Annotated in this window: 18 protein-coding genes; 7 read left to right on the top strand and 11 right to left on the bottom strand. The window is 63.0% G+C overall.

Annotation, left to right across the window (positions count from 1 at the left end; all coding sequences use genetic code 11):
• Nucleotides 1–22 precede the first annotated feature (22 nt).
• The 4 genes from prfA to HY26_RS00720 all read right to left on the bottom strand — a co-directional run bounded on the left by prfA (nucleotide 23) and on the right by HY26_RS00720 (nucleotide 3,845).
• Nucleotides 23–1,099 (bottom strand): peptide chain release factor 1, encoded by a 1,077-nt coding sequence (gene prfA, locus HY26_RS00705; protein WP_034769173.1) that lies wholly within the window; start codon nucleotides 1,097–1,099, stop codon nucleotides 23–25.
• Nucleotides 1,100–1,151: 52 nt separating this feature from the next.
• On the bottom strand, nucleotides 1,152–1,586 hold the full coding sequence (locus HY26_RS00710; protein ID WP_034769175.1) for an MAPEG family protein: 435 nt from the start codon (nucleotides 1,584–1,586) through the stop codon (nucleotides 1,152–1,154).
• Nucleotides 1,587–1,635: 49 nt separating this feature from the next.
• A complete protein-coding gene (locus HY26_RS00715; protein WP_034769177.1) occupies nucleotides 1,636–2,922 on the bottom strand; it encodes an alpha/beta hydrolase in 1,287 nt (428 codons plus the stop codon).
• A gap of 86 nt (nucleotides 2,923–3,008) precedes the next feature.
• The gene (locus HY26_RS00720) at nucleotides 3,009–3,845 is read right to left on the bottom strand and encodes a LytTR family DNA-binding domain-containing protein (protein ID WP_034769179.1); all 837 of its coding nucleotides are present in this window, start codon (nucleotides 3,843–3,845) and stop codon (nucleotides 3,009–3,011) included.
• A 182-nt stretch (nucleotides 3,846–4,027) separates the two neighbouring features.
• Here HY26_RS00720 and HY26_RS00725 point away from each other — a divergent pair, with 182 nt between their 5' ends.
• The 3 genes from HY26_RS00725 to HY26_RS00735 are packed head-to-tail and all read left to right on the top strand — an operon-like array spanning nucleotide 4,028 to nucleotide 6,425.
• The gene (locus HY26_RS00725; RefSeq protein WP_034769181.1) at nucleotides 4,028–5,233 is read left to right on the top strand and encodes an acyltransferase family protein; all 1,206 of its coding nucleotides are present in this window, start codon (nucleotides 4,028–4,030) and stop codon (nucleotides 5,231–5,233) included.
• A 56-nt stretch (nucleotides 5,234–5,289) separates the two neighbouring features.
• Nucleotides 5,290–5,895, top strand: coding sequence for a DUF1214 domain-containing protein (locus tag HY26_RS00730; protein WP_034769183.1), 606 nt, complete (start codon nucleotides 5,290–5,292; stop codon nucleotides 5,893–5,895).
• Complete coding sequence (locus HY26_RS00735) at nucleotides 5,892–6,425, top strand: DUF1254 domain-containing protein (RefSeq protein ID WP_034769184.1); 534 nt, start codon at nucleotides 5,892–5,894, stop codon at nucleotides 6,423–6,425. Before HY26_RS00730 ends, HY26_RS00735 begins: the two co-directional genes overlap by 4 nt.
• A 3-nt stretch (nucleotides 6,426–6,428) precedes the next feature.
• Here the strand turns inward: HY26_RS00735 and ispG are convergent, their stop codons facing one another.
• The 4 genes from ispG to HY26_RS00755 all read right to left on the bottom strand — a co-directional run bounded on the left by ispG (nucleotide 6,429) and on the right by HY26_RS00755 (nucleotide 12,192).
• On the bottom strand, nucleotides 6,429–7,562 hold the full coding sequence (gene ispG / locus HY26_RS00740) for a flavodoxin-dependent (E)-4-hydroxy-3-methylbut-2-enyl-diphosphate synthase (RefSeq protein WP_034769186.1): 1,134 nt from the start codon (nucleotides 7,560–7,562) through the stop codon (nucleotides 6,429–6,431).
• Between the two features lie 83 nt (nucleotides 7,563–7,645).
• Entirely contained in the window at nucleotides 7,646–8,563 is a 918-nt protein-coding gene (locus HY26_RS00745; RefSeq protein ID WP_034769188.1) for a helix-turn-helix domain-containing protein, read from the bottom strand.
• A gap of 91 nt (nucleotides 8,564–8,654) precedes the next feature.
• Nucleotides 8,655–10,919, bottom strand: coding sequence for a phosphoenolpyruvate--protein phosphotransferase (gene ptsP / locus HY26_RS00750; protein ID WP_034769190.1), 2,265 nt, complete (start codon nucleotides 10,917–10,919; stop codon nucleotides 8,655–8,657).
• A gap of 25 nt (nucleotides 10,920–10,944) precedes the next feature.
• Complete coding sequence (locus tag HY26_RS00755) at nucleotides 10,945–12,192, bottom strand: aspartate kinase (protein WP_034769192.1); 1,248 nt, start codon at nucleotides 12,190–12,192, stop codon at nucleotides 10,945–10,947.
• 89 nt (nucleotides 12,193–12,281) lie between these two features.
• Between HY26_RS00755 and ubiG the strand changes: the two genes are divergently transcribed.
• The gene (gene ubiG, locus HY26_RS00760) at nucleotides 12,282–13,064 is read left to right on the top strand and encodes a bifunctional 2-polyprenyl-6-hydroxyphenol methylase/3-demethylubiquinol 3-O-methyltransferase UbiG (RefSeq protein WP_034769194.1); all 783 of its coding nucleotides are present in this window, start codon (nucleotides 12,282–12,284) and stop codon (nucleotides 13,062–13,064) included.
• 5 nt (nucleotides 13,065–13,069) lie between these two features.
• Nucleotides 13,070–13,681, top strand: a complete 612-nt coding sequence (locus HY26_RS00765; protein WP_034769196.1) for a DUF924 family protein — start codon at nucleotides 13,070–13,072, stop codon at nucleotides 13,679–13,681.
• On the opposite strand, the gene HY26_RS00770 is transcribed toward HY26_RS00765, so the two are convergent.
• Nucleotides 13,678–15,045, bottom strand: coding sequence for an MFS transporter (locus tag HY26_RS00770; protein ID WP_065383254.1), 1,368 nt, complete (start codon nucleotides 15,043–15,045; stop codon nucleotides 13,678–13,680). The two genes, HY26_RS00765 and HY26_RS00770, sit on opposite strands and share 4 nt — an antisense overlap.
• Nucleotides 15,046–15,156: 111 nt before the next feature.
• On the opposite strand from HY26_RS00770, the gene HY26_RS00775 reads away from it, so the two are divergent.
• A complete protein-coding gene (locus HY26_RS00775) occupies nucleotides 15,157–16,650 on the top strand; it encodes a M20 family peptidase (RefSeq protein WP_065383253.1) in 1,494 nt (497 codons plus the stop codon).
• A gap of 66 nt (nucleotides 16,651–16,716) precedes the next feature.
• Here HY26_RS00775 and HY26_RS00780 read toward each other — a convergent pair whose 3' ends face one another.
• On the bottom strand, nucleotides 16,717–18,102 hold the full coding sequence (locus HY26_RS00780; RefSeq protein ID WP_197020309.1) for an oxygenase MpaB family protein: 1,386 nt from the start codon (nucleotides 18,100–18,102) through the stop codon (nucleotides 16,717–16,719).
• A 55-nt stretch (nucleotides 18,103–18,157) separates the two neighbouring features.
• Between HY26_RS00780 and HY26_RS00785 the strand changes: the two genes are divergently transcribed.
• Nucleotides 18,158–18,784, top strand: coding sequence for a TetR/AcrR family transcriptional regulator (locus tag HY26_RS00785; RefSeq protein ID WP_034769200.1), 627 nt, complete (start codon nucleotides 18,158–18,160; stop codon nucleotides 18,782–18,784).
• Here HY26_RS00785 and uvrC read toward each other — a convergent pair.
• Nucleotides 18,766–20,640, bottom strand: a complete 1,875-nt coding sequence (uvrC, locus tag HY26_RS00790; protein WP_065383252.1) for an excinuclease ABC subunit UvrC — start codon at nucleotides 20,638–20,640, stop codon at nucleotides 18,766–18,768. The two genes, HY26_RS00785 and uvrC, sit on opposite strands and share 19 nt — an antisense overlap.
• Nucleotides 20,641–20,657 lie beyond the last annotated feature (17 nt).

Consider the following 20,657-nt stretch of genomic DNA (forward strand, 5'->3'; position numbering starts at 1 on the left):
ATCCTGACGCCTGCTTCGGCGGTCAGCCTGCGTCTTCCATGGCAGCGAGCTTGCGCGCCTGGTCTTCCGTAATCAGCGCTTCGATCACGTCCTGCAGCTTGTCGCCCGAAATGATCCGGTCCAACGAATAAAGCGTCAGGCCGATCCTGTGATCGGTCACGCGGTTTTCCGGATAGTTGTAGGTGCGTACTTTCTGGCTGCGATCGCCGGAGCCGATCTGGCTGGCCCGCGCCTCGGCACGCTCGGCATCGGCTTCAGCTCGCTGCTTCTCATAAAGCCGGATCTTCAGCTGATCCATCGCCTTCTCACGGTTCACGTGCTGCGACTTTTCGGAACTCGTCACCATGATACCCGTTGCCAGGTGCGTGATGCGCACTGCGGAGTCGGTCGTGTTGACGTGCTGCCCGCCTGCCCCGGAGGAGCGCATTGTATCGATACGGATGTCTTCCGGCTTGATGTCGATCTCGATATTTTCCGGCGCGGGCAGCACGGCGACGGTTGCCGCGGATGTGTGGATCCGGCCCTGCGTCTCGGTGGCCGGAACGCGTTGCACCCGGTGCACGCCGCTTTCCCATTTCATATGGCCAAACACGCCATCGCCAGACACGTTGGCGACAATCTCCTTGTAGCCGCCCGCATCGCCCGGTGATGCATCGACCACGTCCACCTTCCAGCCCATCAGCTGGGCATAGCGCGAATACATGCGGAAGAGGTCACCGGCAAAAATCGCCGCCTCGTCCCCGCCGGTTCCGGCGCGGATTTCCAGCACAATATCGGCCGTGTCATCGACATCCTTCGGCAACAGGAGGATCTGCATTTCCTGCTCAAGCTCAGGCAGCTTCTCCTTCAGTTCCTCGATTTCCATCTCGGCCAGCTCGGCCATTTCCTTGTCACTGCCAGATGCCAGCGCCTGGGCCTCTTTCAGACCCTTGCGCGAATTCAGAAGGTCCCTCGCCTTTTCGACGACGGGCTTCAGTTCCGCATGTTCCTTCGACAGCGCGATGATCTCGGCCGTATCCGAGGTCGCGCCCATGCGCGCCTCGACTTCTTCAAATCGGTCGATCACCTGCTCGAGGCGGGAATTAGAAATGCTTGCCATGGCGGCTTCTCTAGAGCCGTTTACGGCAACTGGTAAGCCCCTTCCGGCGGTTCTATGCCAGCGTGAGGATGCGGACCACTTCCTTGCCGGCCAGGATGAACAGCGTCAGCGAGCCAAGCGCAAACATCATGAACCGCAGCGTCACTTTCGGCGACAGGATCTGCACGAAGGAATGCACCACCCGCAGGCCGACATAGGCCCAGGCGAGGTAGGTCGCGACATGATCGCCCCCGCCAGTCAGCGCGGCGAAGAACATCAGGGCGTAGAAGATCGTCGGCTGTTCGTGCAGGTGGTTGTAATTGTCGGCCACCGACCGGACGTTCGCCGGCATCCTGTCGACATAAGTGCCGGGATGGCGCGCTTCGTCAGGATTGATCTGCGCTTTCTGCATCGCCGGAATGCGCGTCGCATACATCCACAGCCACATAACAAGCGTCCACACCACAAGGGCGAGAACAGGGTAAAGAAATCCAACATTGATTGGCATGGGTGCCCTCCCTAAGCACTGTTTTTCTTACGCTTACTGCGCTTTGCCTTTAGTGAACAGCGTATTGTGAGGCGCCTTCCCCGACGAGGTGAGTGTGCAGGAACACCGTGAAAGCGTCGATATCCTCCGACACCACGCTGTGCCCGCCGGGGCGCAGCCACCAGGAAATTCCAGCTGCCGGATCGAAGTCCCGCATACCGGACGCAGTCAGACCGGCATGCCCGGTCGCTTCATAGGCTGCGCTTGCCGCCTCTGCGGCCCGGAAGGAGGAATTCGGGTCAGACCAGACGTCGCGGCGGCCATTGCCCAGCAGGACCGGCGTCGGTGCGACCAGCGCCAGAAGTTCGTGCTGATCTACCGGGATGTCCTCCAGTCGGTCGGTCCAGTCCTGTGCTTCGGGCGCCAGCCAGTGCGGATAGGCTTTTGCCATCCGATCAAGGCGTTCGCCGGTCAGCGACCGCGACAAGGAGGCGCCCGCAAAGCCTGACTGGTGCGCCACGACAGCGGCAATGCGCCGGTCCCAGACCGCTGCCATCAGGGCCGACTTGCCGTGCCGGGAATGCCCCATCACGCCAATACCCTTCGGATCGATGCGCGGATCTGCATCGAGCACGTCAACGGCGGCAGAGAAACTGTAGGCCCAGGCCATCAGGGCGGATGTCGGGTTCACCGGCCCGCCGAGCGCAGCCATGGTCGGCGGGGCTTGCTTGCGGCTGTCCGGCACGAAATCGGAAGCATAGAAGCTGGCATAGGCAAGCCCGGCATCGAAATACCGCTCCACCGGCGCCAGCGCGATATAGGTGCCGAAGATCTGCGTTGCGGCCCAGCCGGGAAAGCCTTCCATCATGCCGCCGTCGCAGACCTGCCCTTCGGCATTGGTAACCGGCTCGTCCGGGAAAACGGAGCACGTGTCGGCAAAGGTCTGGCTGATCACAATGGGTACCGGTCCCGACGCCTTCGGGAAGGCGGTGACGAGGGTAAATGTCCGGGCCCCATCGCCACTGCCGATGGTGATTTCCACTTCTTCCAGCGTGCCGCGCCCATCCAGGTATTCCGGGTCGATCATCTGCCAGTCGCCATAGCTGACCGGCATGCCGGCAGGCCATGGCCCGTAGAGCACGTCCTCGAATTTCTGCTTCAGCGCCTCACGCTGCGGGCTGCCTTCCGCCGTAATCGCGGGCAGGTCCAGCGCAGGCACTGGGGCGGGCTTGTTGTCGGTGTCGAGGCTCGCATAATTCATGCCGAGCATCGTGCAGCTCGACATGACGAGCGCCACGACAAGGATCAGGACGAGAAGCGGCAGACGGGCGAGGAACCAGAGTATAGGGCGGATCATAGATTACCTGTATTCATGAACTGCCTCACCGCCGGCGACCCTTACCAATATTCCCGGTCCGGGCCAGTCCCCTCACGAAATAGTGCTTATGCGGTTTGCGCATAACGGTCCCGGTAGCGGCGCGAACCTGGCACGGTTTCGCCGGTATCGAGCTCGATCATCGCATCCCCCTCCCCTGTCGGCGTGATGACCATGGCATGATCAAGATTGACTATGTGAGATCTGTGGACGCGCACATGGTGACCGCCGGTCTCCTCCAGTAGACGTTCCAGCTCTGTCAGCGTCATGCGGACCAGATGCGTCTTTCCGGCCGTGCTCACCTCGACATAGTTTCCCGCGGCCTTGGCATGGATGACGTCCCCTGCATTCAGCATGATGGTCCGCCCGCCGGATTTCAGCATCAGGCGCTGCTCGCGCGATGCCACTTCATCCACGGCGCGGGATTCGAGCCTGTTCTGCATCGCCATGCGGGCCAGCGCGAAGGTCAGCATCGTGATGCCGTAGCCATAAGCGTCCTTGCGCCCCTCATAGATCCAGTTGATCGGATCGGAGAGGCCGAATGTGTAGGTGTGATCCAGGACCAGCGGATAGGTCAGCTTTCGCAGCAGGACGAAGCCGAGCACGTGCAGCACGGTAAAGGCGAGGCAGGCGACGAGATGTACCGGCACAGACCAGCGCCAGCGCCGCAGCGACAGCGGCGCAATGTCCAGGATGCGGGGAAAGAACGGAACGAGGCACAGGAGGGAGAGATGCGATGCCCCCTCCCGCACCCATGGCTCCAGCCGGGCATGCCGGTCCTCCAGTTGGATCGAGGTCGCCTGGATCACGAATGAGGCCAGCATGAAAATGACAAAGCCCGCCAAGGCCCAGCGATCTGCCTGACGGTCGGCTTCGGTCTCGGGGTGGCGAGTCGGCGCATTCATCTCGCCACTCCTGCCACATTCCTCGTGAGAACCGGAAGGCAAACGGCAAAATTTCATCCCTCAGTGCCGCCGTTCATCCCCGGGATGGGCCGTTTGTCCCACCGATCCACCCCATAGCCCTTCCCCGCTGACGTGCCACAGGGCCAGCGGCAGTGTGCGCTCCAGAGACAAGGAGTTACCCCATGCCCGCACCGCCCAAGGCCCCTGCCTTCCCCCGCCGTTACGATCTCGACTGGCTGCGCGTCATCGCTTTCGGCCTGCTCATCTTTTACCACACCGGCATGTTCTACGTGACGTGGGACTGGCACGTGAAAAGCGTGCATGTCAGTCCCGGCGCCGAATGGGCGATGATGCTGCTGAACCCCTGGCGCCTCGCGCTCCTTTTCTTCATTTCCGGCGTCGCCCTGCGCTTCGCGGCGGACAAGCTCGGCGGATCGAAACTCGCGCGGGAACGCGTCGTTCGTCTTGGCCTGCCCATCCTGTTCGGCATGATTGTCATCGTGGCGCCGCAGAGCTGGCTGCAGCTGGTGGAAAGCGGCGAGTTCTCCGGCAGCTTCTGGCAGTTCTGGCCGCAATATCTCGATTTCGGGTCCGATTTCTCCATCACGACCCCGACGTGGAACCACCTCTGGTACGTCGTCTACCTGCTGGTCTACACGCTGATGCTGGCCCCGGTCGCTTCGCCGCTGGCCCGGTTCATGACCGGCACCGGGGCGCGCATCACCGAATTCCTGTTCGCTGGCCGTTGGGGGCCTTTCGTCGCCCTTGTCCTGCCGGTGACCCCGTTCATCCTCTACCGCTTCACGCTCGACCCCTATTTCCGGACGACGCATGATCTGACAAATGACTGGGCCAATCACGCCCATAGCCTGACCATTCTGATGATCGGCTTCCTGCTGGCCAAGGACCGCAACTTCTGGAGCGCGATCCGCCGGGTCCTGCCCTTCGCCGTCACCGGCATGTTGCTGCTAGGCGCGGTGCTCACCCCGCTCTGGGCGAACTGGGACGCCATGGCCGAAAGCGCCGACTGGAACTGGCTGGTCTGGCCAGCCCGTATCGCACGGATCTTCTATGCCTGGCTGGCCATTGTTTCCATGCTCGGCCTGGCTCAGCGCTACCTGAACCGCCCCAGCCGCGCACTCACTTATATGACCGAGGCGATCTTCCCCTGGTACATTCTGCACCAGACGATCACGGTCATGGCCGGCTACTGGCTGACCCGTCAGGGCCTCGGCGTCTGGGTCGAGGTGCCGCTGGTGATCCTCGCCACATTCGGCGGCTGCGCCCTGCTGCACGAACTGGTCATCCGCCGCGTCGGCTTCCTGCGTCCCCTTTTCGGACTGAAGCCGGCCGCGAAAATGTCCCGTGTTCCCGTCCCGGCGGAATAGGCTCTCCCGATCAGTTTCATGTTTGCGCAGCGCGGCGGCCCCGCTAACCTGCCGGCATGAAACTGATCCCTCTCCTGATTGGCAGCGTCCTTGGCCTCGGCGCCGGTGCCGTCTCCGCCCTCGTCATGGCGGGCATGATTGGCTCCGGCGTGCGGCTTTCCGGCGGGGTCGATGCCGGCGGCTGGCAGAGCGACTGGACTATCGGCTCCGCAAGCGCAAATCCGTGGACGCGCGCCCGCATCGCCCGCCACGGCCTGCTGGCGCTGACCAAGGAGGAAGCCGTCTACTTCACCCGCGCGACGGATCAGGACGGCACTCCATTGAAGGAAGCTTGCACCTACCGGGTCAGCGGTACGGCCATGCCGGCGCTCTGGTGGTCCGTCACCCTCTATGACGGGGACAGCCGCCTTCCGCCCAACACGGACGATGCGCTTTCCTACGATCTGACTGAAGCCGCTGCTGAAGGCAGCGCAGAGGCATGGGCCTTTACTGTTTCCACAGACCAACCGGATGACGGCGGCTGGGTCTCCAGCCGCGCCGCAGGCGATTTCGACCTGACCCTGCGCCTCTACAAACCGTCACCAGCCCTGCTGGCCGATCCGGAAGCAACGCTTCCTGCGCCGAGGATCGAGCGGGTGTCCTGCGGAGGGCAAGGATCATGAAAAGTTTCCTGACAGGTCTGGCCGCGTTTCTGCTCATCGGCGCCCTGGCGCATTTCGTCGTGCTGAATGCCCTGCCCGGCAAGATCATGACCAAAGTCCGTGACCGGATGATGGAAGGCGGCCTGACGGAGAATGTCTGGCGGATGAGCCCGCGCACCAGTCCGGAAACGCAAACAGTGGTACGCCCCGCGCCCGATCTTGCCTACACCATTTGCCTGATCGACCTGTCATCCGGACCGGTCGAGCTGACCGCGCCCGCCTGGCCCGATTACGGGTCCCTGTCGGTGTTCGCCGCGACGACGGACAATGTCTATGCCGGCTCACTCGACGCCCGCGCCTCCGGTACACCGATTGTGCGGCGGGTCATCGTCGCAATGGACGGGCAAGCGGTTCCGGAAAAGGGTTCCGCCGATGTCGTTCGTGTGAAACAGCCTGAGGCTCTGGCCCTCGTCCGACGGCTGGCCGCGACACAGGAGGCCTATGATGCCGCCGCCGCGCTGGTGCCGGACAGCAGCTGCAAACCGCTCTAGCGATTACTCCGCCGCAACTTCGGCTTCATCCCGTTCGGCGCGCATGCGTTCGGCCTTCTGCTCGACGAGGTCGACAATGTGCTCGATCATGTCGGCATTGGAGACATTGTGATCCGGCCGTCCGGCCACGAACATCTTGCCGCTTTCCTTGCCGCCGCCGGTAAATCCGAGATCAGTCAGCGCCGCTTCGCCCGGGCCGTTGACGACACAGCCGATAATGGACAGCGAGATCGGCTCATGAATGTGCGAGAGACGCTGTTCCAGGATCTCGACCGTCTTGATCACGTCGAAGCCCTGGCGCGCGCACGAGGGGCACGCCACAATGTTCACGCCGCGCGTGCGCAGGCCCAGCGACTTCAGCATTTCGAAGCCGACTTTGACTTCTTCCACCGGATCGGCGGAGAGAGACACGCGGATCGTGTCGCCGATGCCGGCCCAAAGCAGCGCACCCATGCCGATCGAGGATTTGACCGTCCCCGTACGAAGCCCGCCGGCCTCTGTAATGCCCAGGTGCAGCGGCGCATCCGTCGCTTCGGCCAGCTGCTGGTAGGCCGCGACGGTGAGGAACATGTCGGAGGCCTTCACCGAAATCTTGTATTCGTGGAAGCCGAGATCATCGAGAATGCGCGCATGGTCGAGCGCGCTCTCCACCATCGCATCCGGGCATGGCTCGCCGTATTTTTCCAGCAGGTGGCGTTCCAGGCTGCCGCCATTCACGCCGATCCGGATGGAGCAGCCATTGGCGCGGGCCGCCGCGACGACTTCCCTCACGCGGGCTTCTGAGCCGATATTACCCGGATTGATGCGCAGGCAGGCCGCGCCCGCATCTGCCGCCTCAATGCCGCGTTTGTAGTGGAAATGGATGTCCGCCACGATCGGCACAGGGCTCGCCTTGCAGATTTCCGGCATGGCGGCGGTTGCGTCTTCCGTCGGGCAGGACACACGCACGATGTCGGCGCCGGCCTCTGCCGCGCGCTGGATCTGTGCGATGGTGGCCGCCGCATCCTCGGTCGGCGTGTTGGTCATGGTCTGGACGGCGATGGGGGCATCCCCGCCGACCAACACATCGCCGACACGGATCTGCCGGGACTTGCGCCGCGTGATGTCGCGCCATGGACGGATCGGATTGTGGCTCATGTCATGTGCCTCTGGTGCCTCAAGGCCCCTAGATGGCGCGTTCGCGCCGATCCGGCAATGCGTTTACGGAAACTTCAACTGCCTCAGCGGGTCGCTTTGCTGCCGCCATTGGCCGCCATGGCCGGGGCGGAGACTTCCGCGGCACGGGCCAGCTGCTCGTCCACACTGACGGAGAACATTTCCGCGCCGTCCGGGCCAAGCGGGCTGACCACGATGTCGCCGACCCGCCATTCGAACGCGCCGCCGTCGCGGGCCGACACGGTCCAGCCGGCGTTCAGGCGCGGGAAATAGGTCTCGCCTGCCGCCATGACGCGGCTGCGGAAGATCGTGCCGTCGGCGCCGCGCACTTCCAGCCAGCCCTGACGCACAGCGACCAGTTCCAGCGGCAGCGTATCCGGCACCGGGCGCTGCGATTCAGACTCTGCGAACAGACTGTCTCGGGCGCCGTTAACCGCCACGATGGCCGCCGATTCAGTGACTTCCGGCGCGGGCCGCATGAATTGTGACACGCCGATTGCGCCGGCTGCGAGCGCCACAAGGGCAGCCGCGGAGGCGAGTGCCAGCGGCCAGCGGGCCTTTTCAGCAGCGATCTGGCCCATTTTCGGGACAGGTGCCGCCTCTTTCACTTCCTGAACGGCGCCGCATTCCTTGGTGTAGATTGCGATCACGTCCTTCTCGGGCAGCCCGAGGAATTTCGCATAGGTGCCGAGAATGGCTGTCAGGTAGCCACCGCCTGGAAGTTCACCGACTTCCATGCGCTCGATCCACATCAGATAGTCCCGGCGCAGCAGGGTCGCGGTGGAAACATCCTGCAATTCCAGGCCTTTGACCTCGCGCACCCGGCGCAGGACCTGGCCCATGCGCAGCTCTTCGCCCTCATAGGAGCGGGACTCGAAAATCTCTTTGGCGCGCAGGAAGCGTTCGGTGTCAGTCAACGGTTTGCCTTCGGTCCCTGCCGCGGGCCCGGCCTGATCGTGAAGGGTGTCGTCGTCGTGTGCCATGTTCGTCCAGTACAGCCGTGATGGTTCTGATTTGTCCCACCATCGCGCAAGAAATGGTCCATGAGTGAGGTTAACTCACAGAGCCAATCTATCAACCTTCCGCCAATTCCACGCCATGTTCAGCCGCAAGAGCTAACAACTGGTTACGGAACGCATCGTTCGGTTTATCGAGCGCATCCATGAAATCGGCCCGAAACGCTGTAAGATCAAGGCTTCTGATCATACGTTTGACTGGACCGATCGATCCAGCAGACATTGAAAGATTGGTAAACCCGAGCGCAACGAAACAGAGCGCCGAGAGGCTGGAACCGGTCGCCTCCCCGCAGGCGGACATCCCGATTCCGTGGGTTCTGCACTCTTCGGAAACCATATTCAGGAAGCGCAAAGCGCTCGGTGAAACAAGGTCGTACCGATCCGAGACAGACGGCGTCATGCGGTCGGCGGCATAGAAGAACTGCATCAGATCGTTGGTGCCAACCGACAGGAACTCTGCCTCGCCGGCCAGTTCCTTCAGGCTGAAGGCCAGCGCCGGGGTTTCCAGCATCACGCCGACCTCGATGCGAGACGGACGTTTGCCAGTCGCTTCGTAGGTCCATTCGACTTCCTTCATCAGCAGCTCTTTGGCTGCAAAGAATTCGCTCGGCACGGTCACCATCGGGAACATGACCGTCAGCGCGTTCTCCCCCGCAGCCCGGATCAGCGCGCGCAGCTGGCGGCGGAACAGGCCGCGATGGTCCAGCGCAAACCGGATGGACCGCCAGCCGAGCGCGGGGTTTTCTTCCCGCTGCAGGTTCAGCGCCGGCAGCACCTTGTCGCCGCCGAGGTCCAGCGTGCGGAAAATCACCTTCTTGCCCAGCGATTTGTCCAGCACGCGGCGGTAGAGCTGAACCTGATCGTCCAGCCGCGGCAGCGTTTCGGAGACCAGGAACTGGAATTCGGTCCGGAACAGGCCCACGCCGTCAGCGCCGGTCTGGTCCAGCGTGTCGAGGTCCAGCTCCAGGCCCGCATTCAGCATCAGGCGGACGTCTGTTCCGTCTTTTGTCCGGGCGGGCTTGTTGCGCAGGGCGGCATAGGCGGCCTGACGCTCAGAGCGCAGGGCCACCCGGTCCTTGTAGGCGTCATAGAGCGCATCATCGGGGCGGACGTGCAGCACGCCCTGCTCTGCATCGACGATCAGCCAGTCGCCCTGATCGATCCTAGTCGTCAGGCCCTCGATGCCGCCCAGCGTCGGAATGCCGAGCGCGCGGGCCACGATGGCGGCGTGGGACGAGGCTGCTGCCTCTTCCATCAGGATGCCGCGCAGGCCGGCATTCGCATATTCCAGCAATTCCGCCGGGCCGAGGCGCCGGGCCACCAGAACACTGCGTTCCTCGCTGATCTCCGGACGGCCTTCGTCCCCGCCCAGAATGCGCAACAGGCGGTTGTCGAGGTCTTCGAGGTCATGCAGCCGCTCGCGCAGATAGGGGTCACGCGCGCTTTGCAGGCGGGCGCGGTGTTCGCGGCGGGCCCGGTCGATCGACGCTTCAGCGGAAAGGCCCGAACGCACACCTTCCTGCAGTTTCTCGGCCCAGGACGGGTCATGCGCCAGCAGGCGATAGGTCTCCATCACGTCGCGCGGGTCGTCGCCCAGCACAGCGCCATCGATGGCCATCATCCGGTCAATCGATTTCCTGAGGCCGCTCAGCGCGCGGGTCAGCCGTTCCGCCTCAAGCTCCTGATCGCTGGCGAAGAATTTCGCCGCCGGCACGACCGGGTCATGCAGCACCGCGCGGCCATAGCCGAGGCCTTCGCAGAAAACGCGCCCGCGCAGGGAGACGGGATTGCGGGTCCGCTCATGCCCGTTGCCATTGTCGAGGTGTTCGGGATCGATCCGGTCGACGATCTCTGCCAGCACCATGGCGATGGTCTGCAGCGTGTCGATCTCTTCATCGCCATAGACCCGTTCGGTCCTGTTCTGGGCGGTCAACACGCCGATCACCCGGCCGCCCCGCAGAATGGGCACACCGAGGAAGGCGTGGAACGGGTCCTCCCCCGTTTCCGGGCGATAGGAGAAGGAGGGATGACGCGGCGCATCCTGAATCGCCATCGGTTCGGCCCGGCGGGACACGAGGCCGACAAGGCCTTCATTGGCCGACAGGCGGGTGTTGCCGACCGCTTCCGGCTTCAGGCCCTCGGTCGCGATGAGGATAAGCTGGCCGCCGCGATCGCGCAGGTAGATCGAGCACACATCCGCCACCATGGTGGAGGCGATCAGCCGGACCACATTGTCGAGCCGTGAACGTGCTTCTCCATCCTCTGCCATCATCTGGCGGAGGCGGTTCATCAGCAGACGCGTGGCAGGTAGATTGTAGGCCATCTAGTCCTGCTTGTCGCAGGCGGTCTTACTCGGCGTCAAGGCCGAAGGCAGTGTGCAGGGCCCGCACGGCCAGTTCCGTATAAGGCGCTGCGATGAGGACCGAAATCTTGATTTCGGACGTCGCGATGACATCGATGTTGATGTTCTTCTCCGAAAGCGCGCGGAACATCGTCTCGGCGACACCCGTATGGCTCTTCATGCCGACGCCGATGATCGAGACCTTGGAGACATCGCGTGTGACTTCCATCGACTCAAAACCGAGCTCGTCCTGCATCTTTTCCAGCGTCTCTTTTGCGAACGGGCTGTCTCGGTCGGTGCAGGTAAAAACCATGTTGGCGCGGTCCGGACCACGGGCATTGGCCTGGACGATCATGTCGACATTGACCCCGGCCTTGGCGAGTGCGGCAAACAGTTTTGCCGAAACGCCCGGTTTGTCCGGCATGCCGTAAAGAGTGACCTTCGCCTCATCACGCGAATAGGCGACGCCGCTGACAACCTGCTTTTCCACGATTTCTTCCTCTGCGCAGACTAGGGTTCCGGGATTGGGCTCTCCGGGCTTCAGGAAGCTGGAGAGCACGCGCACCGGCACGTTATGGTTCATGGCCATCTCAACTGAGCGGGTCTGGAGGACCTTGGCGCCCAGCGAAGCCATTTCGAGCATTTCCTCGAACGAGATTTTTTCGATCCGCCGCGCCTTTGGAACAATGCGCGGGTCGGTCGTGTAGACGCCGTCGACATCGGTATAGATGTCGCAGACCTGGGCGTTCAGCGCGGCGGCGACCGCCACGGCACTGGTGTCGGACCCGCCCCGGCCGAGCGTGGCGACACGCTCATCTTCGGTCACGCCCTGGAAACCGGCGATCACGGCGATCTCGCCCGCATCAATGGAATCCGGCAGGCGGGAATCGTCAAAGCCCATGATGCGGGCCTTGCCGTGGCTCTTGTTGGTTTTCAGCTTCAGCTGCCAGCCGAGCCAGGATCGTGCCTTCAGGCCGCGCTTGCGCAGCGCCAGTGCCAGAAGGCCCGCCGTCACCTGCTCGCCCGAGGCCACGACGACATCATACTCGTCGTCGAACTGATCGCGGGTCAGCTCGGTGCCCGCAGCTCCCTCGGCCAGCGCGACCAGCTTGTTGGTCTCCCCTGCCATGGCCGAAACGACCACAGCCATATGCTCACCCTGCTTTGCGCGAGCGGCCACAATGTCGGCCACGTTCGCAATGCGATCGAGGTCTCCGACTGAGGTTCCGCCAAACTTGAGTACCGTGCGCGCCATTTCGCCCTATATCCTGTAGAAACGGGTATGCCCCTATAAGCGCCCTCATAGGGGCTGTTCGAAGCCGGATCAAACAGGTTTGATAGAGCATGGTGAAAACAATTGAAGGCTCCCTAGGGGCACCCAGGACGCCGAGCATCGACCCGGCCGAGGTGGAAAAATTTTCCTCCATCGCTGCAGAGTGGTGGGACCCAAAGGGCAAATTTCGCCCTTTGCACCGGTTTAACCCCGTCCGCTTGCGCTTCATCCGCGAGACGGCAGAACGGCATTTCGGGATCGCGCCGGGTAAGGTTAAACCCTTGGAAGGATTGAGATTACTGGACATTGGTTGCGGCGGCGGCCTCGTCTGCGAGCCCATGGCGCGGCTCGGCGCGACCGTGAGCGGCGTCGACGCCTCCGAAGCCAACATAAAGACTGCGCTGACGCATGCGCAGGAAGAGGGCCTCTCCATCGACTACCGGGCCGGCACTGCCGAAGGCCTGATCGATGCGGGTGAGCCGCCTTTCGACATCGTTCTGAACCTCGAAGTGGTCGAACATGTCGCAGACCCTGTGCAGTTCCTGAAGGACACCGCCAGCCTCGTGAAGCCCGGCGGGCTGATGATCGTGGCGACGCTGAACAAGACGGCCAAGGCGCTGGCGACGGCCGTGGTCGGCGCGGAATACATTCTTGGCTGGCTGCCGCGCGGCACACATGACTGGTCGAAATTCCTGCCGCCGGAAACCGTGCACGACGCCCTCGCTGCAGCCGGTCTGGAACCGGAGCCGCCGGCCGGCGTTTCCTACACGCCGCTGACCGGGGCATGGAAGATCAGTACCGACACCTCGGTCAATTACATGATTATTGCCACGAGACCCGAACAGCAGGCCTGAACAGAATGAGCGAACTTCCCACCCCGCAGGACGTCATCGATTACTGGATCGGCGAGGCGTCTGCCTCACCGGACGCAGCGGGGAAAAAGCACAAGCTCTGGTTCGGCAAGTCGCAAGAGACAGACGCGGAGATCCGCAAACGCTTCGGTGAGTTGCTGGAGACACTCTCAGACCTGCCTTCCGCCGAAGACTGGGCAGCCCGCGGCCCGCGCGAACGCCTCGCCGTCATCATCGTGCTCGATCAGTTCAGCCGGAACCTCTACCGCGATGAGGCCAAAGCCTTCGAACAGGACAGCCTCGCCCTTCTCCTCTGCAAGGACGGCCTCGCCCTGAAACAGGACAAGGGCATGTCGGAAGTGGAACGGATCTTCTTCTACCTGCCGCTCGAACATTCCGAAGTGCCGGAGGACCAGGAGCGTTCGGTGTCGGTCTTCACAGACCTTCTGGTCGAATCCCGCGAAGGCTTCCGCAACCTGATCGAAAGCACGCTGCAATATGCCAAGGATCACAAGAAGGTAATCGACGAATTCGGCCGCTTCCCGCACCGCAACAAGGCGCTCGGCCGGGAGTCGACAGATGCGGAGAAGGAATGGCTCGCCGAAGGCGGCGGCTTCTAGTCCATGATCTCCGGCCCGCGCGGGTCAAGCGATTTACTGACTTCCTGTTGCATGGCCCGCGTGAACGGGTAGCGCGACGCGGCAAGCGCTGCGAGCAGGTAGAGCGAGCCCGGCAACAGGCAGAAGACCAGCAACAGGCCATGGATCGCTTCCGGCGAGTTATCCTTGTTCGGATGGAATCCGGCCCACTGACCGAGAATCAGGTAGCCGACGCCGAGGGCCAGGCTGCTGCCGACCTTGTAGGCGCTGGTGATGAGGGAATAATAGATGCCGGACCGGTTCTTCCCGGTCTGAGACACCTGCCATTCCACAACATCCGCCGTCATTGACCGCGCCAGCACCATGGGGGCGCTGAACGCCGCGCCATTGAAGAAGGCACCGATGAAAAGCGGCCAGAACCCGCCGACCTGCCCGGCGATATAGTAGATAAAGAAACTGGAACAGGACAAAAGCGCCGCAACCTTGAACGCAAAGCTCTTCTCGGTGTGCGCGGCCAGTTTCAGCCAGAATGGCAAGGCACAGACCGCCATGATGAAGAAAAACATCAGGACCAGGCTGCTCATGCCGTCCGAAAGACCGAACACAAATTCCGCAACGAACAAATAGTTCGCCGAGGTCACGGCGATCGCCGTTCCGGACAACAGTTCCAGGAGCAGGATGTGCCCGAGGTATTTGTTACGCAGCGCGGCAATGAAGGGACGCAACCGGAACTTCTCGGCGTTCCCCTTGTCGCCGCGCACGGGCTCGTCGCGCACGAAGGCACACGACAGGAAAGCCGAGATCGGCAGCGCGATCAGCAGCACCCAGCCCATGACAGCCACCTGCCCCATCCGCCCGACACCAAAGCCGGCAAGCTCCAGCACCACCGGGATCGCCAGCAGGAACAGCATCGACAGAACGCTGACAATTTCGGCCCATTGGAAGAAGCGCGATCGGTCATCATAGTCGACCGCGATCGCCGGCACCCAGGCCGAGCGGGCCGTCTGCAACAGGGTAAAGCCGATATAGAAGAGCACCATCCAGCCGACGAAATAACCCGGCCCTGCCCCTACGCTGGGCATGTAGACGAAATAAGTGGCCAGTCCCAGGATCGGCACCGACAGCACGATCCAGTGGCGCACACGGCCCCACGGGCTGCGGTAGCGGTCAACCAGGTAGCCCATCACCGGATCGGTGAAGATGTCCCAGAACCTGAGCAGCATGAACAGGAGGCCAGTCAGCTCGAGGCCAAGGCCGACTTCCCGCGCATAGAGCGGCGCAAGGTAGACACCGACCGGCAAGCCGACTCCGGCGAGCGGGATACTCAGAGAGGAAAAAGCGAGAACCCTTGGCAGGGACAGGCGCTTGGCCGGAGCGTCAGTCATGCGTCCATGATTGCCTCGAAAATCGTGACGGCCAAGTCATTTTTTTGCCACCCGACGGCTTGACGAACCCCGGGCGACCCGCGACCGTCCGCGCCGAACGGACTGGAGGGTATGTCAGTGTTCAAGAAATTCCTGTTGGGGCTCGGCGCCCTAGTCGCGCTGCTGGTTGCCGTCGTGCTGTACCGCACCTTCACCTATGGCGGCGCCCCTGTGGGCGACCGGGTGGAGTTGCCGGACGTGCCGGCCATCTCGGCTGACACCGCGGCGGAACACCTGTCAGAGGCGATCCAGTTCAAGACTATCACGCTGGCAGGCGGCGATCCGCGCCCCGGACAGGAAGGCCCCTGGCTGGCGCTGCACGATTGGCTGGAAGCAACCTATCCGGCCGCGCATGCGGCGATGACGAAGGAAATCGTGCCGGACACGCTGACCCTGCTCTACACCTGGCAGGGCTCCGACCCGTCGCTCCAGCCCCTGCTGCTGATGGCGCACCAGGACGTCGTGCCCGTGAACATCGGTACTGAGGGTGACTGGACCGGCGCGCCGTTCAAGGGCGACATCATCGACGGCTATATCTATGGCCGCGGCGCCCTCGACGACAAGAGCAACCTGATCGGTATCATGGAAGCGGTCGAAGCCCTCGCCGCCTCCGGCTTCCAGCCGAAGCGGACCGTCATTCTCCAGTTCGGACATGACGAGGAAGTGCTGGGCTCCGGCGCGGAAAAAGCCATCGCCCTGCTGAAATCCCGTGGCATCGAACCTGTGATGGCCGTCGATGAAGGCTTTGCCATTCTTGATCCGTCGCCACTGACCGGCGCCAAGATGGGCATGATCGGCGTTTCGGAAAAAGGCTATGTCACGCTGCAGGTCACCTCGGTCGGCACCGGCGGCCACTCGTCCATGCCGCCGCGCGACTCTGCGAACGTGCAGCTCGGCAAGGCCATCGTCGCACTCGACGAGAACCAGATGCCGGCAGACTTCTCCAGGCCGCCGGTCTCCGACCTCCTGCTCGCCTCTTCCGGTGACATGCCGTTCATGCAGAAAATGGCGCTGGCAAACATGTGGCTGTTCGGCGGCATGGTGGAGAAATCCTTCGCCGCGACGCCTGCCGGCAATGCGATGATCCGGACCACGACCGCACCGACCATGCTGGGCGGATCAGCTAAGGAAAACGTGCTGCCGCAACGCTCGACCGCCGTGGTCAATTTCCGCGTCCACCCGAACGACACGGTCGCCGACGTGGTCGAGCATGTGAAGGACGTGACGAAAGATATCGAAGGCATCCAGGTCGGCGTGCCGGAAGAAGGTGGCGGCGAAGCCTCGCCCGTCTCGCCGACCGATGGCCGCCCCTATGCCGTGCTGGCCAGTGTGGCCGAAGCGGCCGGTGACGGCGCCCCGGTTGCCCCGGCCCTGGTGATCGGCGCAACGGATGGCCGCTACGCCACGGCGATCACGCCGCGCGTCTACCGTTTCTCGCCAGCCGTCATCACGCCGGTGGACCTGACCGGTTTCCATGGAACGAATGAACGCATGTCGGTTGAGAATATGGGCCGCATCTCCAACGGCTTCGCCCAGATCATCGTCGCCATGGACCAGGGCGACTGATTCTTCTCCGGTTACGGAACAACAGCGGCCGGCCCTTCAATTGAAGAAGCCGGCCGCTGCGCCCCCCTACTCCGCCGGGACAGCAGGTGCAGCCTGTCGATAGGCTGACGCGTCCGTCGTGAACTCGGCATGGCCGTAGCGTACGAGCAGACGGCGGAGTTTGGCGACGAGGTGACGATCCACGAGCCCGCGCAGACCCGGCACCTTCAGTGCCGTGCTGTAGATCGCCATTTTCGCCGCTATCATCGGGAACAGAACGCCGGCAACCGCATAGTCCAGCGGGCCGACGGGCACGCCGATATCGCGTGCCATCTGGCTGTTCCCACCCAGGAAGTGCTGCACCAGGACCAGCCGCGCGAGGCGGCGCTCCAGAGCGTTGTGGATCCGGTTTCCGAGAGATTTGTTCGGCGGCAGATAGGTCGACAGGGTCGCCCGCACCAGCGCCCCGCAGGTCTCGTCATCGAACCCGGCGAGGATCGATCCGCTGCGCGCATTCATGATGTCGATGATGCCCTGCGGCGTATCCATCAACAGGTCTTCCGGCAGGCCCAGCAGGAAACAGCGGTAGCGGCTGAACTCTACGCGGGCGCGCTCCTCTGCCGTGAACTCTGTCCGGCCTTCTTCCACCATCTTGAAGGCCAGCAGGAACACATCGATCAGGCCAGCCGGCATCTGGTCCACCTGCGGGATCGGAATACCGTAGACGGATGGGTCCCAGCCCTTCACCCGGCGCAACACGTTGAACCGCACCATGGAATGCATCAGGCGCACCATGGCGGCGGCCTTGAAACCTTCCCCACGCGGCTCGAGCGCACCCGGCAGTGTCGTGATGGTGAAGAAGGTCGCCGTCTCGTTCACACGGCGCGATGCCGTCGAGTGGCTGAGCGTACCGGTCAGCGCCATGGGAAGCGCGGTATACTTGTTGAGGAAGGTTGCGAGAAATGCGCCGCGGATCATCCAGGGCGAGGTCTCGGCCATGGGCAGCCGGTTCAGCCGCGCGCCTTCGCGCACAAGGTCCATATTCAGCCACTCGGGCTTCACTTCCATTTCAGCGATCAGCGCGGCCAGCTCCGCCGGCGCGTCCGGCACCGCGTCGATGCCTTCGTCACAGGCCGTGGTCAGCATGTCGACCAGCCGCTTGAAACCGTATTGCGGCATCAGGGCCGCATAGGCGTCCGCCGTGATGTCGCCCAGCATCGTATAGGCCTTCACCCGCTCCACCATGTCAGCCGGCGGCGGCGGGAATTTCTTCGCATAGTCCCGCATGGAACTGACGGAGAGATCCTCGGTGTAACGCTCCGGCACCATCGAAAAGTCGATGTCTCCATACATCACCGGCAAGGCCGTTTTTTGAAGCGCAATGCGCTTGTGCACATCTTCGAGCGATGCGGTCATCATGTACTCCGGTTGCGTTTCAGACGCTGCTTCGCCAATAATGTAAGAAATCCTCATATTTTCTATTCGCTTTCTGAAAACGCGAGTCTCAGAAAGTGCGGGCCCGATCTAAATGGTTGATATAAATAGAAGAAATCCAAAACAGGCGCGCGCCAAAGCCACGGTCGACGCAATTCTGGAAGCCGCCTTTCAGGTTTTGGATTCGGACGGATACGCCAAATTCACGACCAGTCGCATCGCCAAGCGGGCGGGCGTTTCCATCGGCACGCTCTACCAGTATTTCGATGACCGCGACGCAATCCTGGTGGAACTCAGCCGGCGTTACAGCGACGCCCTGCGGGAAAAGATCACGCAATTGCTGCTCGACGAGCCGAACATGAGCTCGGTGCGCCTGATCATCCGCGCCGCCATGCAGGGTGTTCAGGGCACGCCTGAAACGCAGCTCATCTTGTCCAACACCGTCTTCCAGTCCCAGGGCGGCAAGGAAGTCAGCCGCCAGCATTTCACCTTCATGGACTCCCTCGGCCAGCGGGAGGAATTCGGCTTCGGCCTCGGCAAAGAGGCGTCCTTCATCCTGACGCACACCGTGATCTACCTGCTGCGCGCAACGATCGCTGAGCCTGAACTGGAACTCGATCCGCAGACTCTGGAAGACGAACTCGTCCACCTGATGGAAAGCTATATCGCAAACCTGGCGGCACGCGCGGGTTATGTGGACGGTCAGCCTCCGTTGAAGTGACCGTGGATGCGCTCTGCCAGCGCCTCGTTCACGCCGTCCACTTCCATCAGGTCCGCCACCTTCGCGCGGGACACGCCCTTCGCCGAGCCGAAATGGTGCAGCAGCGCCTTCTTGCGCGCAGGGCCGATGCCTTCGATCTCGTCCAGCGGAGACTTGCCGATCGCGGCCGAGCGTTTCTGCCGGTGCGCGCCGATCGCCCAGCGGTGCGCCTCGTCGCGCAGGCGCTGCAGGTAATAAAGCACCGGCGCATTCTCCGGCAGCTTGAACGGCGCCCTGCCCGGACGGAAGAACTGCTCCCGCCCGGCATTCCGGTCGACGCCCTTCGCAATGGAGACCAGCGTCACATCATCCGGCGTCAGATCAATTTCCTTCAGCGCCTCAATCACGGCGTTCAGCTGGCCGAGGCCGCCATCGATCAGAACAAGGTCCGGCCAGTTGGACGGGTCACCCTCCTCCCGCTCCTTCTTGGCGCGATTGAACCGGCGGCGCATCACCTCGCGCATCATGCCATAATCGTCGCCCGGCTCGAGGCTCGTATCCTTGATATTGAACTTGCGGTAGGCGTTCTTCATGAAGCCCTCCGGCCCCGCGACCACCATGCCGCCCACGGCATTCGTGCCCTGAATGTGGGAGTTGTCGTAGATCTCGATCCGCTCCGGCGGCTTCTCCAGCTCGAACACTTTCGCCACTTCGGAGAGGAGCCGCGCCTGGCTGGCCGTTTCCGACAATTTGCGCGTCACGGCCTCGCTGGCATTGCGGGCGGCCTGAGTGACGAGATCCTTCTTGCTGCCGCGCTCCGGCTTGCGGATCTCGACCTTGCGGTTGGCCTTGAGGCTCAGCGCCTCGGCGATCAGGTCCGCCTGTTCCGGCATGTCGGAAACCAGGATCAGCCGCGGCGGCGGACGCTTGTCATAGAACTGCACCAGGAAGGCCGAGAGCACTTCCTCCGCTGTCTGATCACGCTCATGGCGCGGATAGTGCGCACTCGCGCCCCAGTTCTGCCCGGCGCGGATGAAGAAGACCTGCACGCAGGACACCCCGCCCTCCATCGAGATGGCGAAGATGTCGGCTTCCTCGATGTCGTCCGGATTCACGTCCTGGCTGCCGCGCACATGAGCGATGGCGCGGATGCGGTCGCGCAGGGCAGCAGCGCGCTCGAAATCCATCGCCTCGGCGGCCTCTTCCATTTCCCTGGCGAGCCGTTTCTGCAGGTCTGCCCCCTTCCCGCGCAGGAAGTCGGCCGCCTCATCGGCCAGCTCCTGATAGTCGCGAATGGAGATCAGGCCCACGCAGGGCGCCGCGCAGCGCTTGATCTGATGCAGCATGCAAGGCCGCGTGCGGGCATTGTAGACACTGTCCTCGCAGGTGCGCAGCAGGAAGGCCTTCTGCAGCGTGTCCAGCGTGCGCATCACCGCGCCGGCGCTGGCGAAGGGGCCGAAATAATCCCCCTGGTCCTGTTTCGATCCGCGATACTTCTTGATCTGCGGCGCCTCATGATCCCGGCGGATCAGGATGTAGGGGAAGGATTTGTCGTCCCGCAGCAGCACGTTGAAGCGCGGCTTCAGGCTCTTGATCAGGCTTGCCTCCAGCAGCAGCGCCTCGGTCTCGCTTTCGGTGACGACGAATTCCATCCGCTTGGTCAGCGCGATCATCCGGGCGATCCGCTGGGTATGGCCGCCAAGGCGGGCATAGTTCGAGACCCGCGCCTTCAGGTTCCGCGCCTTGCCGACATACAGCACTTCGTCGGCGTCCCCGTACATGCGGTAGACGCCGGGCTTCGCCGGCAGGCGGGTCAGATTGTCCTTGATGACGTCAACACCCCGCAAGGGGGCTGCGCCCGGCGATTCAGTCTCCATGAACCGCAAAATAGGCG

Origin of the sequence: Hyphomonas sp. GM-8P (assembly GCF_003263315.1) — a bacterium.
Taxonomy (GTDB): Bacteria; Pseudomonadota; Alphaproteobacteria; order Caulobacterales; family Hyphomonadaceae; genus Hyphomonas.

What these genes read in the sequence shown, in the direction of transcription:
- prfA (WP_034769173.1), bottom strand. Translation starts at nt 1,099, where the DNA reads ATGGCAAGCATTTCTAATTCCCGCCTCGAGCAGGTGATCGACCGATTT.
- HY26_RS00710 (WP_034769175.1), bottom strand. Translation starts at nt 1,586, where the DNA reads ATGCCAATCAATGTTGGATTTCTTTACCCTGTTCTCGCCCTTGTGGTG.
- HY26_RS00715 (WP_034769177.1), bottom strand. Translation starts at nt 2,922, where the DNA reads ATGATCCGCCCTATACTCTGGTTCCTCGCCCGTCTGCCGCTTCTCGTC.
- HY26_RS00720 (WP_034769179.1), bottom strand. Translation starts at nt 3,845, where the DNA reads ATGAATGCGCCGACTCGCCACCCCGAGACCGAAGCCGACCGTCAGGCA.
- HY26_RS00725 (WP_034769181.1), top strand. Translation starts at nt 4,028, where the DNA reads ATGCCCGCACCGCCCAAGGCCCCTGCCTTCCCCCGCCGTTACGATCTC.
- HY26_RS00730 (WP_034769183.1), top strand. Translation starts at nt 5,290, where the DNA reads ATGAAACTGATCCCTCTCCTGATTGGCAGCGTCCTTGGCCTCGGCGCC.
- HY26_RS00735 (WP_034769184.1), top strand. Translation starts at nt 5,892, where the DNA reads ATGAAAAGTTTCCTGACAGGTCTGGCCGCGTTTCTGCTCATCGGCGCC.
- ispG (WP_034769186.1), bottom strand. Translation starts at nt 7,562, where the DNA reads ATGAGCCACAATCCGATCCGTCCATGGCGCGACATCACGCGGCGCAAG.
- HY26_RS00745 (WP_034769188.1), bottom strand. Translation starts at nt 8,563, where the DNA reads ATGGCACACGACGACGACACCCTTCACGATCAGGCCGGGCCCGCGGCA.
- ptsP (WP_034769190.1), bottom strand. Translation starts at nt 10,919, where the DNA reads ATGGCCTACAATCTACCTGCCACGCGTCTGCTGATGAACCGCCTCCGC.
- HY26_RS00755 (WP_034769192.1), bottom strand. Translation starts at nt 12,192, where the DNA reads ATGGCGCGCACGGTACTCAAGTTTGGCGGAACCTCAGTCGGAGACCTC.
- ubiG (WP_034769194.1), top strand. Translation starts at nt 12,282, where the DNA reads ATGGTGAAAACAATTGAAGGCTCCCTAGGGGCACCCAGGACGCCGAGC.
- HY26_RS00765 (WP_034769196.1), top strand. Translation starts at nt 13,070, where the DNA reads ATGAGCGAACTTCCCACCCCGCAGGACGTCATCGATTACTGGATCGGC.
- HY26_RS00770 (WP_065383254.1), bottom strand. Translation starts at nt 15,045, where the DNA reads ATGACTGACGCTCCGGCCAAGCGCCTGTCCCTGCCAAGGGTTCTCGCT.
- HY26_RS00775 (WP_065383253.1), top strand. Translation starts at nt 15,157, where the DNA reads ATGTCAGTGTTCAAGAAATTCCTGTTGGGGCTCGGCGCCCTAGTCGCG.
- HY26_RS00780 (WP_197020309.1), bottom strand. Translation starts at nt 18,102, where the DNA reads ATGAGGATTTCTTACATTATTGGCGAAGCAGCGTCTGAAACGCAACCG.
- HY26_RS00785 (WP_034769200.1), top strand. Translation starts at nt 18,158, where the DNA reads ATGGTTGATATAAATAGAAGAAATCCAAAACAGGCGCGCGCCAAAGCC.
- uvrC (WP_065383252.1), bottom strand. Translation starts at nt 20,640, where the DNA reads ATGGAGACTGAATCGCCGGGCGCAGCCCCCTTGCGGGGTGTTGACGTC.